Raw genomic sequence first — 14074 nt, forward strand, 5'->3', positions numbered from 1 at the left:
ACCGCAAACCGCTATTTTCCGCCCCCTGTTGAATGACTTAAAAGAAAGAATAATCGTTCATGCCGAAGCCGGTGCGTATTTCGCTTGATGCGATGGGGGGCGATCACGGTCCGTCTATCGTGATCCCGGGGGCAGCCCTGGCCTTGGAGCGCCACCCGGATCTCCGCTTCCTGATGTTCGGCAATGAAACGATTGTTGCGCCGCTCCTGAACGCTCATCCCAAGCTGAAGGAAGCCACGGAGCTGCGCCATACGGACATTGCCATCGCCATGGACGAGAAACCCAGCCAAGCCATCCGTATGGGGCGGGGGAAATCGTCCATGTGGCGGGCCGTCCAGGCCGTCCGGGACGGGGAGGCGGATGCCGCCGTGTCGGCGGGCAATACCGGCGCCCTGATGGCGACAGCCAAGGTCTGTCTCAAGACCATGGCCCATATCGAGCGCCCGGCCATCGCATGCATGTGGCCGACCCTGCGAGGCGAGAGTATCGTGCTCGATGTCGGCGCGACCATCGGGGCGGATGCGGGGCACCTGGTGGATATGGCGATCATGGGCGCCGCCATGGCGCGTATCGTGTTCGACCTGGATCGGCCGACCGTCGGGCTTCTCAATGTCGGTACGGAAGAGATTAAAGGGATCGAGGCCGTCAAGGAGGCAAGCCGGATCCTGAGGGAAGCGAACCTCCCGCACCTCGATTATCGCGGGTTCGTCGAGGGCGACGATTTGGGCAAGGGTACCGTCGACGTGGTGGTGACCGAAGGGTTTACGGGCAATATCGCCCTGAAGACCGCCGAGGGAACGGCCAAGCAGATCGCCCAGTACCTGCGCTCGGCCATGAGCCGCACCCTCATGGCAAAAATCGGCTATCTGTTTGCGAAACAGGCCTTTAACGCTCTTCGTGACAAGATGGATCCTCGCAAGGTCAATGGCGGCGTCTTCCTGGGTCTCGAAGGGGTCGTCGTCAAAAGCCATGGCGGCACGGACGATCTCGGCTTCGCGAGCGCCATCGATGTCGCCTACGACATGGCGCATTTTGAATTGATGAACACGATCCGGAGCATGTTGGACCATGATCCGGTTGGCCAATCGGCCTGAGGAAGGCGCATCTTGAAACGTATTCGTTCCGTCGTACGCGGCGTCGGCTCGTATCTGCCGAGACGCAAGCTGACAAACCAGGACCTCGAGAAGCTGGTCGACACGTCGCACGACTGGATCGTGCAGCGAACCGGCATCGAAGAGCGTCATATTGCCGAAGAAGACGAGACTACCTCCGTCCTTGGCATCAAGGCGGCAGAAGCGGCCTTGGCCGACGCGGGGCTCCGGGCCGACGATATTGATCTGGTCATCTGCGCCACCTCGACGCCGGATTACACCTTCCCCTCGACGGCCACGATGATCCAGACTGGGATCGGCATGACGCATGGGGCGGCGTTCGATCTTCAGGCCGTCTGCACGGGCTTTGTCTATGCGGTCGCGACGGCGGACAAGTTTCTGCAGTCTGGCTCGCATAAGCGTGCCCTTGTGGTCGGGGCCGAGACGTTTTCCCGCATTCTCGATTGGAACGATCGGACCACCTGCGTCCTTTTCGGCGACGGAGCGGGAGCCATCGTGCTCGAGGCCCAGGAGGGGGAGGGTACGTCCGCCGACCGCGGCGTCCTGACCTCGCATCTCCGGTCCGACGGTCGCTATCGGGACAAGCTCTACGTCAATGGCGGTCCGGGTTCGACCAAGACGACCGGCGTTCTGAAGATGGAAGGCCGCGAAGTCTTCAAGTTCGCCGTTGGCATGGTGGCCGATGTCGTACAGGATGCTTTCAAGGCGACCGGCACGAGCGCCGAGGAGCTGAAGTGGTTCGTGCCGCACCAGGCCAACAAGCGCATCATCACGGCGAGTGCCGACAAGCTCGGCATCGCTCCGGAGAAAGTCGTCATCACCGTCAACAAGCACGGCAACACATCGGCGGCTTCGATTCCCCTTGCCTTGGATACCGCCCGAAAGGACGGGCGGATCAAGGACGGGGATCTCGTCATGATCGAGGCGATCGGCGGTGGCTTCACCTGGGGCAGCGCCCTAATCCGCTGGTAAAAGGCTTCGACTCTGGTGGTATCCGGTATATCGACCTTGGCGGTTGACCGTACGGAGCCATCTGCATAGCGTCGTCCTGGACGACAAGACCAACGAACTCATTCGCGCTGGGGAGCTCAATGGCTGGCAAGACGATAACGAGAGCGGATCTGAGCGAGGCTGTCTACCAGAAGGTAGGTCTCTCGCGGACCGAATCGGCTGAACTGGTGGAGCGGGTCTTGGCGGAGATCTGCGATAGCCTTGCCGCCGGTGAGACCGTCAAGCTGTCGTCCTTTGGGTCTTTCATCGTGCGCAGCAAGGGCGAGCGGGTCGGCCGTAATCCCAAGACGGGTGTGGAGGTACCGATCGACCCGCGGCGCGTCATGGTCTTCAAGCCTTCGAATGTCTTGAAGGCGCACATCAACGGTGAGACCTTCGAAGGCGAGGATTGATCCGGCTATGGCGAGTGGCGTCATGGACAAGAGCCCCGACGCGTTCCGCACGATCAGCGAGGTTGCCGAAGACCTCGATGTTCCGCAACATGTTCTGCGCTTTTGGGAAACCCGCTTCAGCCATATCAAGCCGCTGAAGCGCGGCGGCGGCCGGCGCTATTACCGGCCGGATGATGTCGACCTGCTCAAGGGTATTCGTCATTTCCTCTATGGCGAGGGCTATACGATCAAGGGCGTGCAGCGGATCCTGAAAGAGGAAGGGGTTCGCTTTGTCCAGGCCATCGGTCGTGGCGAGCAGGGCGTCTCCGCGATTCCTCTCGGGGCAGAGCAGACCGTCCCAGAGGACATGGCACCATCGAACGGAACGCACCATTATGAGGAAGAGGAGGTAGCCTGCCTTCCTCTTCGGCAGGGACTGCCCCCGGAGGCACTCCATGGACTTCAGGCCGCCCTTGAGGAGCTTTACGAGTGTGATCGGGTGCTATCCTCCTTGAGGGGGGCGGGCGAGGTTGCGATAGGCGAGTAAGAGATGCCCGGTAGCAGGAGGAAACCCCTCCCGCGTAAGCTTTCCGGAACGTTCGAATTCAGCGCTTGACAGGGGGCGGGGCCACCCTTAAACCGCACCCACACCGCTTCGGCGGTCCAAATGCGCGGGCGTAGCTCAGTCGGTTAGAGTGCCGGCCTGTCACGCCGGAGGTCGCGGGTTCGAGCCCCGTCGCCCGCGCCACTTCCCTCCTGACAATCAAGTTCGATAGAGCTCGGGTTAAGCCCTCGGAGCTTGTGGTCTGCTGCAGAGGCCGGGCTTGTCATCCCCCAAAGCGACGCTGTCCCGTTGGACGGCGTCTTCTCACACAGCTCCGGAGCATTTAGCGCAGCTGAGCGTTGACGACGGGTTGGTGTGAGGCTGCTGCCCATGGTGATGTCTAGATTGTTCACGAGTTTCTCCAATTGGGTGGCCCAGCTGGCGGGGCGGCCCATCACCTTCGGGGTCAGCCTTCTTATAATCCTGGCTTGGGCTCTCAGTGGCCCGCTGTTTGGGTTTTCCGATACCTGGCAGCTCGTCGTGAACACCGGAACGACCATCGTGACCTTCCTGATGGTCTTCCTGATTCAGAATACACAGAATCGGGACGGTGCCGCCATTCAGGCCAAGCTTGACGAGCTGATCCGGGCCAGCGCAGCCCAAAACGTGTTCATCGGCATCGAACATCTGACCCAGGAAGAACTCGACGAGATTCGGGCCAAGTGCGAAGCCAAGGCTAAAGCCGAGGCTGCTGCAGGGCAGGCTGAGGCCGCAGCCAACCGAAAAGCGGCGAAAGCGGCGGAAAAGGCCACATCCTAGTTTGGAATGGTTCTTTTTGCGGCAGTGCAAACACTTGTCACGGAAGGGGAACTCGGTTAAGCCTCCCGCGCAATCAACGTGTTGCCGCAGGGGGCTTTCGTGGGGCCCTTTTGGGGCTTAAATACGTTTCAGGTTGCCGGCTCTTCGCCGCGCTCCGTACCTTCTAGGTGTCGTATGACGAATCTCCTCGCCGACTACCTGCCTCTCGTAATCTTCATCGGCGTATCGCTCCTGATCGGGGTGGCGCTGCTCGTGGCTCCTTTCATCGTTGCCTACAGCCGTCCCGATACCGAGAAGCTGTCCGCCTACGAGTGCGGTTTCAATGCCTTCGACGATGCCCGCATGAAGTTCGACGTGCGGTTCTATCTCGTCGCCATCCTTTTCATCATTTTCGACCTCGAAGTGGCATTCCTGTTCCCCTGGGCCATCACGTTCGGGAACCTGGGCTGGTTCGGCTTCATCTCCATGATGATGTTCCTAGGCGTCCTGACGGTCGGATTCATTTACGAGTGGAAGAAGGGGGCCCTTGAATGGGATTGATCTCCGATACCCAATCGACCCTGGTCGCTCCCGCGCCACGGGGCGTCATCGACCCCAATACGGGCAAGCCGGTCGGATCGACGGACCCTTATTTCGTCTCCATCAACGAGGAGTTGTCCGACAAGGGCTTCCTCGTAACCTCGACCGAGGACCTCATCACCTGGGCGCGCACCGGCTCGCTCATGTGGATGACGTTTGGCTTGGCATGCTGCGCCGTCGAGATGATGCAGATGTCCATGCCGCGGTACGACGTCGAGCGGTTCGGCTTCGCGCCGCGCGCATCGCCGCGCCAGTCCGATGTGATGATCGTGGCTGGGACGCTCACCAACAAGATGGCTCCCGCCCTTCGGAAGGTCTATGACCAGATGCCGGAGCCGCGCTACGTCATCTCCATGGGCTCCTGTGCCAATGGCGGCGGCTATTATCACTATTCCTATTCCGTGGTTCGTGGCTGCGACCGGATCGTGCCGGTCGACATCTACGTGCCGGGTTGTCCGCCGACGGCCGAGGCGCTCCTGTATGGGGTGCTGCTTCTGCAGAAGAAGATCCGCCGGACCGGCACCATCGAGCGCTGAGCAAAGGTCATTGCATGAGTGCTGATCTCCAAGCCCTGAGCGATCACATCGCCTCGTCACTCGGTGAGGCGATCGAGAGCAGGGCCATTGCCTTCGACGAGCTGACGATTGTCGCCCGCCGCGAGGACATCGTCCGGGTGGCGACCTTCCTGCGAGACGATCCGCAGTGCCGGTTCGTCTGCTTCATCGATATCTGCGGCGCCGATTATCCAGCGCGCGACAACCGCTTCGACGTGGTTTACCACTTCCTCGCGCCGCATCATAACCGTCGCATCCGGGTGAAGGTGGAGACGGACGAGGTGACGCCGGTGCCCTCGCTCGTCGGTCTCTGGCCGGCGGCGAACTGGTTCGAACGCGAGGCTTACGACCTCTACGGCATCCTGTTCTCGGGGCATCCGGACCTGCGCCGGATCCTGACGGATTACGGGTTCGAAGGTCACCCGCTCCGCAAGGACTTCCCGCTCACCGGCTATGTCGAGGTCCGTTACGACGACGGGCAAGGCCGCGTGGTCTACGAGCCGGTGAAGCTCAATCAGGAATTCCGCAACTTCGATTTCCTCTCGCCCTGGGAAGGCACCGATTACGTGTTGCCCGGCGACGAGAAGGCCAAGGCATAAGGAGCGGAGAGGCGACCCATGGGCGAGCATAATATCCGCAACTTCACCATCAACTTCGGCCCGCAGCATCCGGCCGCGCACGGCGTTCTGCGCCTCGTGCTGGAGCTGGACGGCGAGGTCGTCGAACGTGTCGATCCGCATATTGGTCTGCTGCACCGCGGCACTGAGAAGCTGATCGAGTACAAGACCTACGTTCAGGCGAATCCCTATTTCGATCGCCTTGACTATGTCGCGCCTTTGAACCAAGAGCACGCCTATTGCATGGCGGTCGAGAAGCTCCTTGGCATCGAAATCCCCCGTCGCGCCGAGCTGATCCGCGTTCTCTACTCCGAAATCGGGCGCCTTCTCTCTCACCTTCTCAACGTGACCACGCAGGCGATGGACGTCGGCGCGCTCACGCCGCCCCTGTGGGGCTTCGAGGAGCGCGAGAAGCTCATGATCTTCTATGAGCGGATTTCCGGCTCGCGCATGCACGCCAACTACTTCCGTCCCGGCGGCGTGAACATGGATATCCAGCCGGAGCTGATCGACGATATCGAGGCCTTCTGCGACCCGTTTCTGCAGGTCCTCGACGATCTTGACACGCTCGTCATCGGCAACCGCATCTTCAAGCAGCGTAACGTCGACATCGGCGTGCTTACGCTGGACGATTGTTGGAAGTGGGGCTTCTCGGGGGCTATCGTTCGCAGTTGCGGCGTCGCCTGGGATTTGCGCAAGTCACAGCCATACTCGCTCTACGAGGAGATGGAATTCGACATCCCCGTGGGCAAGAACGGCGACAACTACGACCGCCAGGTCATCCGCATGGAGGAGATGCGTCAATCCGTTCGGATCATGCGTCAGTGCCTGAACAAGCTGCGGGCACCGGACGGGCAGGGGCCGGTGACGACCCTCGACGGCAAGGTTGCCCCGCCATCGCGCAAGGACATGAAGCGCTCCATGGAAGCGCTGATCCACCATTTCAAGCTCTATACGGAAGGCTTCCACGTCCCGGCCGGCGAAGTGTATGCCGCCGTGGAAGCGCCGAAGGGCGAGTTCGGCGTGTACCTCGTGTCGGACGGCACCAACAAGCCGTATCGCTGCAAGGTGCGTGCTCCCGGTTTTGCCCATCTTCAGGGCATGGACTACATGTGCCGCGGCCACATGCTGGCCGACGTCGCAGGCATCCTGGGCTCCATCGACATCGTGTTCGGCGAGGTCGATCGCTAATGAAAGCCGCTCCGGTTCCGGGGCGGATATCCACGCTCTTTCAAGGCGTGCTGGACAATTTCAAGTCGCGATTGGCCGGGCTGATGCCCGGCCATGGCGATGAGGAGAAGAGTGTATGGCCGTTCGTAAGCTCGCGCCTGAAAACATGCAGCCCGAGAGCTTCGTTCTCTCCGCCGAGACCGAAGCTTTCGCGGACAAGGAAATCGCCAAGTATCCGCCCGGCCGGCAGGCTTCGGCCGTGATCGCCCTCCTGACCAAGGCTCAGGAGCAGGCTGGTGGCTGGCTGCCCCGCAAGGCCATCGAGGCCGTCGCGGCCCGGCTCGACATGCCTGCCATCCGCGTGATGGAGGTGGCGACCTTCTACACGATGTTCAACCTGGAGCCGGTTGGAAAGTATTTCATCCAATTCTGCGGGACCACACCCTGCGTGCTGCGCGGCGCGAGCGACATCAGGAAGGTGCTGGAGCGCCGCGTCGGCGACCAGAACCATGTGACGGCTGACGGGACTTTCTCGTGGCTCGAGGTCGAGTGCCTGGGCGCCTGTTCGAACGCTCCCATGGTGCAGATCAACGACGACTACTATGAGGACCTGACCACCGAGAACTTCGAGAAGCTCCTCGACGATCTCGCCGCCGGTCGTCCCGTGAAGGTCGGCTCACAGGTCGGACGCAACCGCTCCGAGCCTTTCGAAGCTGTCAACACCCTTCAGGACCCCGCCCTCTACGATGGTTCCGTCGTGGGCGCTTGGCGCAAGCGCTTCGAAGAGCAAGCTAAGGTGGCCGAGACGGCCGAGCCCGCAGCCGCCATGGCGTCGATCCCTCAGGAGGTGAAGGCTGCCAAGCCGACGGCGGGTCGTCCGATCGAGAGCGATGCGGCCGATACGCCGGCCAAACGCGCGAAGGAAGGCGAGGCTCCGATCAATCCGGCCGATCAAAAGGAAGCCGCTGATCCGAGTAAGGCCACCAAGGGCGAGTCTCACACGGAGTCCGGTGCAAGACCCGCTCCTCAAAGCGGCAAGTCCTACGTGGCCTCGCCGAAGAAAGAGGGCGAAGCGGTGCCGAACAGTCCGACGACCCCGGTTGCCGGTACGCCGCCGTCGCAAGCCAAAACCCGCCGCGACGGCAGCGAGAGCAAGCCGGGCGTGGTCGTCGACAAAGACAACAAGTCGTCCTGATGGAGTGATCGGGAATGCTTCAGGACAAAGATCGTATCTTCACCAATCTTTACGGCTTCCATTCGCCGGACCTCAAAGCTGCGCAGATGCGCGGCGCCTGGGACGGAACGAAATTCCTGCTCGAACAGGGCCGCGACTGGATCATCAATGAGATGAAGGCGTCGGGCCTGCGGGGCCGCGGCGGTGCAGGCTTCCCAACGGGCCTGAAATGGTCCTTCATGCCCAAGCAGTCGGACGGACGTCCGCACTACCTGGTCGTGAACGCGGACGAGTCGGAGCCCGGGACCTGCAAGGACCGCGAGATCATGCGGAACGATCCGCATCTCCTCGTCGAGGGATGCCTCATCGCATCCTTCGCCATGGGGGCTCACGCGGCCTACATCTATATCCGCGGTGAATACGTGGCCGAGCGCCACGCGCTTCAGCGGGCGGTGGATGAGGCCTACGCGGCCAAGCTCATCGGCAAGGACAACATCCACGGCTATCCCTTCGACCTCTACGTCCATCACGGCGCAGGCGCCTACATCTGCGGCGAGGAGACGGCCCTCATCGAGAGCATGGAAGGCAAGAAGGGCATGCCGCGCCTGAAGCCTCCGTTCCCGGCCAATATGGGCCTTTACGGCTGCCCGACCACGGTCAACAACGTCGAGTCGATTGCCGTCGCCGGCACGATCCTGCGGCGCGGCGCCTCCTGGTTCTCCAGCATCGGCCGTCCCAACAACGTCGGCACGAAGCTCTTCTGCGTGTCGGGCCACGTCAACAAGCCCTGCAACGTGGAAGAGGCCATGGGCCTCACCTTCCGCGAACTGATCGACCGGCATTGCGGCGGCATCCGGGGCGGCTGGGACAACCTGCTTGGAGTCATCCCCGGCGGATCGTCCGTGCCGATCGTTCCGGCCCACGAGATCGCCGACGCCTACATGGATTTCGACACGCTGCGGAACCTGAAGTCGGGTCTCGGCACCGCCGCCGTGATCGTCATGGACAAGTCGACCGACATCGTCCGAGCCATTGCCCGCATCTCGTACTTCTACAAGCATGAGAGCTGCGGCCAGTGCACGCCGTGCCGCGAAGGCACGGGCTGGATGTGGCGCGTGCTCACCCGCATGGCAGAAGGCCGCGCCCAGAAGCGCGAAATCGACATGCTTCTCGAAGTTTCGACCCAGATCGAAGGCCACACCATCTGCGCGCTCGGCGATGCGGCGGCTTGGCCGGTTCAGGGTCTGATCCGCCACTTCCGTCACGAGATCGAGAAGCGGATCGACGATTACGCGGCAAACCCGCATTCCGAATCCGTCCTGATTGCGGCGGAGTGAGATTGAAGATGGCGAAAATCATCGTTGATGGCGTCGAGGTCGACGTTCCCGCGGAATACACCCTGCTCCAGGCCGCCGAAGCGGCTGGTGCGGAAATTCCGCGCTTCTGCTACCACGAACGGCTTTCCATCGCCGGCAATTGCCGCATGTGCCTCGTCGAGGTGAAGGGTGCGCCGAAGCCGGTGGCGTCCTGCGCCTGGGGCGTGCGCGACTGCCGTCCGGGCCCGAACGGTGAGCCGCCGGAAATCTCGACCAAGTCGCCGACCGTGAAGAAGGCGCGGGAAGGGGTGATGGAGTTCCTCCTCATCAATCACCCGCTCGACTGCCCGATCTGCGACCAGGGCGGCCAGTGTGACCTCCAGGACCAGGCCATGGCCTACGGCGTCGACACCAGCCGTTACCACGAGAACAAGCGGGCGGTGACCGACAAGTATCTCGGCCCGTTGGTCCGCACCTCCATGAACCGGTGCATTCACTGTACCCGTTGCGTACGCTTCTCCGCCGAAGTGGCCGGCGTGCCGGATCTCGGCGCGATCTGGCGCGGCGAGGACATGGAGATCACGAGCTATCTCGAGCGGGCCCTCGGCTCCGAGTTGCAGGCCAACGTGGCGGATCTCTGCCCGGTCGGCGCGCTCACCCATAAGCCCGAAGCATTCCATTACCGCCCCTGGGAGCTCACCAAGACCGATTCCGTCGACGTGATGGATGCGGTCGGCTCCTCGATCCGGGTCGATTCCCGCGGCCGTGAGGTCATGCGCATTCTGCCGCGCGTGAACGAGGCAGTGAACGAGGAGTGGATCACCGATAAGACGCGCCAGATCGTGGACGGTCTGCGCCTGCAGCGTCTCGACCGCCCGTTTGTACGCGAGAACGGCCGCCTTCGCCCTGCCTCGTGGCAGGAGGCCTTTGCGACCATCGCCGGTCGCGTGAAGGGTGCAGACCCGAAGCGTATCGGAGCCATTGTCGGCGATCTGGCCGCCGTCGAGGAGATGTACGCCCTGAAGCTCCTCATGGAGAGCCTCGGCGTCACCAACATCGACGCCCGGCAGGACGGCACGGTGCTGACGCCGGTCTACGGGCGCGGCTCCTATCTCTTCAACACCACCATCACCGGAATCGAGGATGCGGACGCGATCCTGATCGTCGGAGCGAACCCGCGCATCGAGGCCTCTCTCGTCAACGTGCGTATCCGCAAGCGCTGGCGCATGGCCCCGCCGCCGATAGCGCTGATCGGCGAGCATGCCGACCTGACCTATCCCTACGAATATCTCGGCGCAGGCCCTGACACGCTGGCCGATCTTGCCGGCGGTCGTCACACCTTCATCGAGAAGCTCCGCGGCGCCGAGCGTCCGTTGATTATCGTGGGGCAGGGCGCTCTCTCTCGTCCAGATGGTCTCGCCGTTCTTTCCGCGGTAGCGCAGCTTGCTCGCGATGTGGGTGCCGTGAAAGACGGCTGGAACGGCTTCTCGGTGCTGCACACCGCCGCCTCCCGCGTCGGCGCGCTCGATCTTGGCCTCGTGCCGGGCGAGTGGGGCTTGGATGCGCGGACCATGGCACAGGGCGAAGTGGATGTGCTGTTCAATCTCGGTGCTGACGAGATCGACATCGCGCCCGGCGCCTTCGTGATCTACCAGGGCACCCACGGCGACCGTGGCGCTCACCGCGCCGACGTGATCCTGCCGGGGGCGACCTATACCGAGAAGTCCGGGACCTACGTGAACACGGAGGGCCGGGTTCAGCTCGCCAACCGGGCGGCGTTCGCTCCGGGAGAAGCCCGTGAGGACTGGGCTATTCTGCGCGCCCTCTCGGACGTGCTGGGTCACCGCCTGCCCTTCGACTCGCTCAATGCCCTACGGGCGAAGCTCTATGCCCATTACCCGCACTTCGCCGCCATCGATACGGTGCAGGCGGCTGATGGGTTCGGCGCCGTTCAGGCACTGGCCGGTATTGGCGGCACTCCGGGCCGCGAGCCGTTCGTGAGCCCGGTAAAGGACTTCTATCTGACGAACCCGATTGCCCGCGCCTCCGGCGTCATGGCCGAGTGCTCCGCGCTCTCCCGTGAGCTGAAGCTCGAGGCGGCTGAGTAAGAGGAACGGATCATGGAATTTGGGGACATCCTCCTCGCAGTCGCGATCATGCTGGGCAAGAGCCTGCTCATGCTGGTGGCGCTTCTCATCTTCATCGCCTACGCGCTCTATGCAGACCGCAAGGTCTGGGCGGCGGTCCAGCTTCGCCGCGGCCCGAACGTGGTCGGTCCCTGGGGCCTGCTCCAGTCCTTCGCCGACCTGTTGAAGTTCGTCCTGAAGGAACCGGTCATCCCAGCTCCGGCCAACAAGGGCATGTTCCTGCTGGCCCCACTGGTGATGTGCACCCTGTCGCTCGCTGCCTGGGCGGTCATCCCGCTGAATGCGGGCTGGGCGATCGCCGACATCAACGTCGGCATTCTCTACATCTTCGCGATTTCGTCGCTTGGCGTTTACGGCGTCATCATGGGCGGCTGGGCTTCGAACTCGAAGTACCCGTTCCTCGGTGCGCTCCGCTCGGCGGCACAGATGGTGTCCTACGAGGTGTCCATCGGCTTCGTGATCGTGACCGTACTCATGTGCGCGGGGACGCTGAACCTGTCGGCCATCGTTGAATCGCAGAATACCCGCCTGGGCATCCTCGGCTGGTACTGGCTGCCGCTCTTCCCGATGTTCGTAGTGTTCTTCATCTCGGCCATGGCCGAGACGAACCGCCCGCCCTTCGACCTGCCGGAAGCCGAATCCGAGCTCGTGGCCGGCTACATGGTGGAATATTCCTCCACGCCGTATCTGCTCTTCATGCTCGGCGAGTACGTGGCTATCATGACCATGTGCGCGCTCGGTACGATCCTGTTCCTTGGCGGCTGGCTGTCGCCGATCCCGTTCGCACCCTTCACCTGGGTGCCCGGCGTGATCTGGTTCGTGCTCAAGGCAAGCTTCCTCTTCATCCTCATCGCCATGGTGAAAGCCCTGGTGCCACGCTACCGCTACGATCAACTCATGCGTCTCGGTTGGAAGGTATTCCTTCCACTCTCCCTGGCGATGGTCGTGATCGTGGCAGCTGTCCTGATGGCGACCGGCAATGCGCCGGGCGTCCGCTAAAGGAGATCGGCCATGCAGCTCGACCGCATTGCCCAGTCCCTCCTGCTGAAGGAGTTCATTTCGGGTTTCATCTTGACGGTGAAGTACTTCTTCAAGCCGAAGGCCACTCTGAACTACCCCTTCGAAATGGGCCATCGCGGACCCCGGTTCCGCGGTGAGCATGCCCTGCGCCGCTATCCCAACGGGGAAGAGCGCTGCATCGCCTGCAAGCTGTGCGAGGCTATCTGCCCGGCCCAGGCCATCACCATCGAAGCCGGCCCGCGCCGCAATGACGGCACCCGCCGTACGACGCGCTACGACATCGACATGGTGAAGTGCATCTATTGCGGCATGTGCCAGGAGGCCTGCCCGGTGGATGCCATCGTGGAAGGGCCCAACCTCGAGTTCTCCGTGGAGACCCGCGAGGAGCTGTATTACGACAAGGCCAAGCTTCTCGAGAACGGGGAGCGCTGGGAGCGGGAGATCGCGCGCAACATCGCGAAGACCGCGCCCTACCGGTAAGCAAAGCATTTTTCGGTGAAGTGGACCCTGATTCACTTCAGAAAATGCGTCAAGGAATTGGAGCTGACCCTGCGAAGTAGGGCAGCTCCGGGCTTCTTACCCGACAAGGGCAGGGGGCAAGCAGGTCCGGCGGGTTGTGCCCGTTGGATTCGGATTTTATAGACAGGCCACCGGGTTATCCGGGGCCACGTCGGAAGGGGCCGCCTTGGGCGGCTTGAGCTGAGCATGACGGTTACCGCCGCCTTCTTCTATCTGTTCGCGACGATCACGATCGCCTCCGGCTTCATGGTGATTGCCTCCCGCAATCCCGTGCAGTCGGTGCTGTTTCTCATTCTGGCCTTCGTCAACGCGGCGGGCCTGTTCCTGATGATGGGAGCGGAGTTCCTCGCGATGATCCTGGTCATCGTCTATGTGGGCGCGGTCGCGGTGCTCTTCCTCTTCGTCGTGATGATGCTCGACGTCGATTTCGCAGCACTCCGCCAGGGCTTCCTCCAATACCTGCCCATCGGCGGGGTGATCGGGGTGATCTTCCTGCTCGAGCTGATCCTGGTCGTCGGTGCCTATTCCATCGATCCCGGGCTCGTGCGCTCGCCGGCCGTTCCGATCCCTTCGCCCGAGGTCATGACCAACACCGAGGCTCTCGGCCAGGTGCTATACACCCGATACTTCTACTTCTTCCAAGCCGCCGGCCTGATCCTGCTGGTCGCCATGATCGGCGCGATCGTGCTGACCCTGCGCGAGCGCGTCGGTGTCCGGCGCCAGGATATTTCCAGGCAGAACGCCAGGACGCAGGAAACCGCCGTCGAGGTGCGGAAGGTTCCCTTCCGCCAGGGCATCTGAGGAGGCACGCAATGGTTATCGGACTGGGCCATTATCTCACCGTCGCCGCCGTGCTCTTCACGCTTGGGGTCTTCGGCATCTTCATCAACCGGAAGAACGTGATCGTCATCCTGATGTCCATCGAGCTCATTCTGCTCGCAGTGAACATCAACATGGTCGCGTTCTCGACCCACCTGAACGACATCGTCGGCCAGATCTTCGCCATGCTGATCCTCACGGTCGCGGCGGCGGAGGCAGCGATCGGCCTTGCCATTCTGGTGGTGTTCTTCCGCAACCGCGGATCCATCGCGGTCGAGGATGTCAACAGGTTGAGGGGCTAA

Annotated in this window: 16 protein-coding genes and 1 tRNA gene; all 17 read left to right on the forward strand. The window is 62.4% G+C overall.

Annotation, left to right across the window (positions count from 1 at the left end; all coding sequences use genetic code 11):
• The first annotated feature begins 59 nt into the window (after positions 1-59).
• Positions 60-1094, forward strand: coding sequence for a phosphate acyltransferase PlsX (gene plsX, locus DDF70_RS05175; RefSeq protein WP_114943793.1), 1035 nt, complete (start codon positions 60-62; stop codon positions 1092-1094).
• A gap of 12 nt (positions 1095-1106) precedes the next feature.
• Positions 1107-2084: a beta-ketoacyl-ACP synthase III gene (locus DDF70_RS05180; protein ID WP_114943794.1), complete on the forward strand. Its 978-nt coding sequence runs from the start codon at positions 1107-1109 to the stop codon at positions 2082-2084.
• Between the two features lie 119 nt (positions 2085-2203).
• Entirely contained in the window at positions 2204-2515 is a 312-nt protein-coding gene (locus DDF70_RS05185; protein ID WP_009491113.1) for an integration host factor subunit alpha, read from the forward strand.
• Positions 2516-2537: 22 nt separating this feature from the next.
• The gene (locus DDF70_RS05190; protein ID WP_114943897.1) at positions 2538-3041 is read left to right on the forward strand and encodes a MerR family transcriptional regulator; all 504 of its coding nucleotides are present in this window, start codon (positions 2538-2540) and stop codon (positions 3039-3041) included.
• A gap of 124 nt (positions 3042-3165) precedes the next feature.
• Positions 3166-3242: transfer RNA gene (locus DDF70_RS05195), tRNA-Asp, on the forward strand.
• 186 nt (positions 3243-3428) lie between these two features.
• Complete coding sequence (locus tag DDF70_RS05200; protein WP_114943795.1) at positions 3429-3857, forward strand: low affinity iron permease family protein; 429 nt, start codon at positions 3429-3431, stop codon at positions 3855-3857.
• A gap of 174 nt (positions 3858-4031) precedes the next feature.
• Entirely contained in the window at positions 4032-4397 is a 366-nt protein-coding gene (locus DDF70_RS05205; RefSeq protein ID WP_009491116.1) for an NADH-quinone oxidoreductase subunit A, read from the forward strand.
• Positions 4388-4972, forward strand: coding sequence for a NuoB/complex I 20 kDa subunit family protein (locus DDF70_RS05210; protein WP_114943796.1), 585 nt, complete (start codon positions 4388-4390; stop codon positions 4970-4972). The genes DDF70_RS05205 and DDF70_RS05210 overlap by 10 nt, the downstream gene beginning before the upstream one ends.
• A gap of 14 nt (positions 4973-4986) precedes the next feature.
• Positions 4987-5589, forward strand: coding sequence for an NADH-quinone oxidoreductase subunit C (locus tag DDF70_RS05215; RefSeq protein ID WP_114943797.1), 603 nt, complete (start codon positions 4987-4989; stop codon positions 5587-5589).
• Between the two features lie 18 nt (positions 5590-5607).
• Entirely contained in the window at positions 5608-6798 is a 1191-nt protein-coding gene (locus tag DDF70_RS05220; RefSeq protein WP_114943798.1) for an NADH-quinone oxidoreductase subunit D, read from the forward strand.
• A 115-nt stretch (positions 6799-6913) separates the two neighbouring features.
• The gene (gene nuoE, locus DDF70_RS05225; RefSeq protein WP_114943799.1) at positions 6914-7972 is read left to right on the forward strand and encodes an NADH-quinone oxidoreductase subunit NuoE; all 1059 of its coding nucleotides are present in this window, start codon (positions 6914-6916) and stop codon (positions 7970-7972) included.
• 14 nt (positions 7973-7986) lie between these two features.
• Positions 7987-9288, forward strand: coding sequence for an NADH-quinone oxidoreductase subunit NuoF (gene nuoF, locus DDF70_RS05230; protein ID WP_114943800.1), 1302 nt, complete (start codon positions 7987-7989; stop codon positions 9286-9288).
• 8 nt (positions 9289-9296) lie between these two features.
• On the forward strand, positions 9297-11375 hold the full coding sequence (gene nuoG / locus DDF70_RS05235) for an NADH-quinone oxidoreductase subunit NuoG (protein WP_114943801.1): 2079 nt from the start codon (positions 9297-9299) through the stop codon (positions 11373-11375).
• Positions 11376-11387: 12 nt separating this feature from the next.
• Positions 11388-12413 (forward strand): NADH-quinone oxidoreductase subunit NuoH, encoded by a 1026-nt coding sequence (gene nuoH / locus DDF70_RS05240; RefSeq protein WP_009491123.1) that lies wholly within the window; start codon positions 11388-11390, stop codon positions 12411-12413.
• Positions 12414-12425: 12 nt separating this feature from the next.
• The gene (nuoI, locus tag DDF70_RS05245) at positions 12426-12914 is read left to right on the forward strand and encodes an NADH-quinone oxidoreductase subunit NuoI (protein ID WP_114943802.1); all 489 of its coding nucleotides are present in this window, start codon (positions 12426-12428) and stop codon (positions 12912-12914) included.
• Positions 12915-13139: 225 nt separating this feature from the next.
• Positions 13140-13754 carry an NADH-quinone oxidoreductase subunit J gene (locus DDF70_RS05250; protein WP_114943803.1) on the forward strand — a complete coding sequence of 205 codons (615 nt, stop codon included), beginning with the start codon at positions 13140-13142 and terminating at the stop codon, positions 13752-13754.
• Positions 13755-13765: 11 nt separating this feature from the next.
• Entirely contained in the window at positions 13766-14074 is a 309-nt protein-coding gene (gene nuoK / locus DDF70_RS05255; protein WP_114943804.1) for an NADH-quinone oxidoreductase subunit NuoK, read from the forward strand.

Source organism: Microvirga calopogonii, assembly GCF_003347665.1.
Classification (GTDB): Bacteria; Pseudomonadota; Alphaproteobacteria; order Rhizobiales; family Beijerinckiaceae; genus Microvirga; species Microvirga calopogonii.